Source organism: Streptomyces sparsus (genome assembly GCF_054776295.1).
In genome coordinates, this window is sequence record NZ_BAAHCA010000753.1 from 1 (window position 1) to 2,462 (window position 2,462).

The window sequence follows — 2,462 nt, forward strand, 5'->3', positions numbered from 1 at the left end:
CCCCGCCCCTGGCGCGGAGCTCGGGGCGGGGCGCGGCGTGCGGGGCCGGGTCCGTCGTCAGCGGTGGGTGACGTCGGACGCGCGGTAGTTGCAGTGCCTGCCGTCGGCGTCCGTCCCGGCGCGCTTCGGCTCGGAACCGGTGTTGTTGCCGGTGTACTTCTGGCACGGCACCAGCTTGCGCTTTGCGTCGCCGATCACGGTGATGCCGCGCAGCGCCACGGAGTCGCCGTAGTTGGAGTTGACGCCGGCCAGCCGGGACGCGGGCGTGGTGACCTGGATGTCCCGGAAGATCGCCGAACGCTGGTGCTGCTTCTTGCAGTTGCCGCAGGAGCGGTACAGCGTCTGGAAGTCCTCCACGGCGAACTTCGCCACCACGAGCTTGCCGCCGCCGTTGTGCTGGAACACCTTGTCACCGGCGTGCTTGGCACCGCCGCCGCGCACGGTGTAGACGGCGTCGGCGCCGCCCTTGAAGGTGGCGGCGTCCTCACCGACGTCCTCCCACCACACGTTCTGGAGCGTGCAACTGCCCATGCAGTGCACGCCGTCCGCCGCGGGCCTGCCCAGTACGACGTTCTTCAGCACCGCACCGTCGGCGAGCTTGAAGACCGGTGGCTGCCCCTCGTCCTGGCTGCCGTCGCCCAGCGCGCCCTTGCCGACGAAGCGCTGGTACTCGCCGTTGTAGGTGCCCTTCACGTCGATCGTCTTCGTCACGGGCCGGTCGCCGGTGGTCGTCGGCCAGTCGGTGGCCGCGCCGGCGGACGACAGGGGCAGCTGGGTGACGACGGCGGCGCCGGTCAGGGCGAGCGCGGCGGTGAGTCCGCCGAGCGCCCGTCGGCGGTTGACCCGTCGACGGTCCTGGCGGCGCAGTTCTGCTCTGGGGTTCATGTAACTCTTTCCCGGTCTGGTGACGTCGTGCGTCCCCTGGTCGCCGCCGGCACCCGAAAGGTTGCCGCGCCCGCCAGGAAAAGTTCCGCCGCCACGCATCCCCCACCACGCATCCCCCCGCACCCCCGCCTTCTGCCTCCGCCCCGCCCCGCACCCCCGCCACGGCCGTCGGGGACGCGACCTGGCCCGGCGCGACGTCAGGTGCCGGTCGGGCGGGCCTCCCGGGGCCACGGGAGGTGGGCGGTCAGCACGAACGAGCCGTCGCTGCTGCCGTGTTCCAGGCTGCCGCCGTCCAGGTCCACCCGCTCGCGCAACCCCGTCAGGCCGGCGCCCGCTCCCGGGATCCGCGACCCGGTGACGCCCACCGGCAGCGGGTTGCGCACGTCCACCGTCAGTCCCGTGCCCGGCCCGCCCGACAACCGGACGGTGACCCGGGCGCCCGGCGCGTGCTTGCGGGCGTTGGTCAGGCCCTCCTGGACGATCCGGTACGCCGTCCGCTGGACCTGCCCGCGCGGGGACCCGGCGGCCTCGTCCGGCAGGCCGTCCATGTACTCGACCTGCTGGCCGGCCCGCCGGGCCTCGTCGACCAGGCACGCGACGTCGGCCAGGCTCGGCTGCGGAGCGGCGGCGCCACCGCTCTCCGCGGCGTCGGCGCGGAGCACGTGCAGCACCTCCCGCAGTTCCTCCAGCGCCTGGTGGGCGTTGTCCCGGATCACCTGGGCGCTCTCGGCGACCTTCGACTCGTCGAGCGCGGGGCTGAGTCCGGCAGCCGACTGCTGCGTCCGGTACGCCAGGGCGCCGGCGTGCACGGACAGCAGTGAGATGCGGTGCGCCAGCACGTCGTGCATCTCCCGGGCGATCGCCGTCCGCTCCGCGCGCCGGGTGTCGGCCAGGCGGCGGGCGTGGTCCAGCCGTTCCCGCTCGGAGTCCTCCCGTATGCGCAGCACCAGCTTGCGGCGTGCCCTGATGGCGGTGCCCCAGGCGAAGAACACCAGGTAGTAGGCGAAGACGAAGGAGGCGGTCACCCAGCCGCCCTCGTAGGGGACGGTGTACATCAGGACGTAGGGCATCGCCGTCGCCAGGTACAGCACCAGCACCGGCACCGCGCGCTGCCACGGCACCCGCAGCGCCAGGTTGAGCACGACCACCATGAGTGCGCCGACGGCCGTGTTGGCCACCGCCGCCACCGGCACGGTGAACAGCGCCACCGCCATGGGGAACCGCCGCCGCCACCACAGCGACAGGCAGGCCGCCGCGCCCAGCGGGGCGTCGACCAGGCGCATCCAGTCCGGCAGGTGCCCGTAGTCCTGAAGCGCCGTCCACACCAGCACCAGCCACAGCACGGACCACACGAACAGCGCGGCGTCCACCAGCCAGTCGCGGGTGGTGCGCCGCACCCGACCGTCACCTTCCGCCCCACCGTAGGCCGCGGCCAGCTCACCGGGCAGCAGCGACCGCGGCACGGACGTCCGGGTACGGGATTCGCTCACTCCCTGAGGGTAAGCACCGCCGGACCCGTCCCGTGCGTGCCGACGCCCGGTTTGCGGCGACGCCGCGCCGCCCGCCGGGGCGCCCCG

2 protein-coding genes are annotated in these 2,462 nt (G+C 73.7%); both read right to left on the reverse strand.

The features are described from left to right. Positions 1-57 precede the first annotated feature (57 nt). Positions 58-885 (reverse strand): pectate lyase, encoded by an 828-nt coding sequence (locus tag ACYVE9_RS22980; protein ID WP_461029798.1) that lies wholly within the window; start codon positions 883-885, stop codon positions 58-60. A gap of 197 nt (positions 886-1,082) precedes the next feature. Then, positions 1,083-2,375, reverse strand: a complete 1,293-nt coding sequence (locus tag ACYVE9_RS22985) for a sensor histidine kinase (RefSeq protein WP_461029799.1) — start codon at positions 2,373-2,375, stop codon at positions 1,083-1,085. Positions 2,376-2,462: the final 87 nt, after the last annotated feature.

What these genes read in the sequence shown, in the direction of transcription:
- ACYVE9_RS22980 (WP_461029798.1), bottom strand. Translation starts at nt 885, where the DNA reads ATGAACCCCAGAGCAGAACTGCGCCGCCAGGACCGTCGACGGGTCAAC.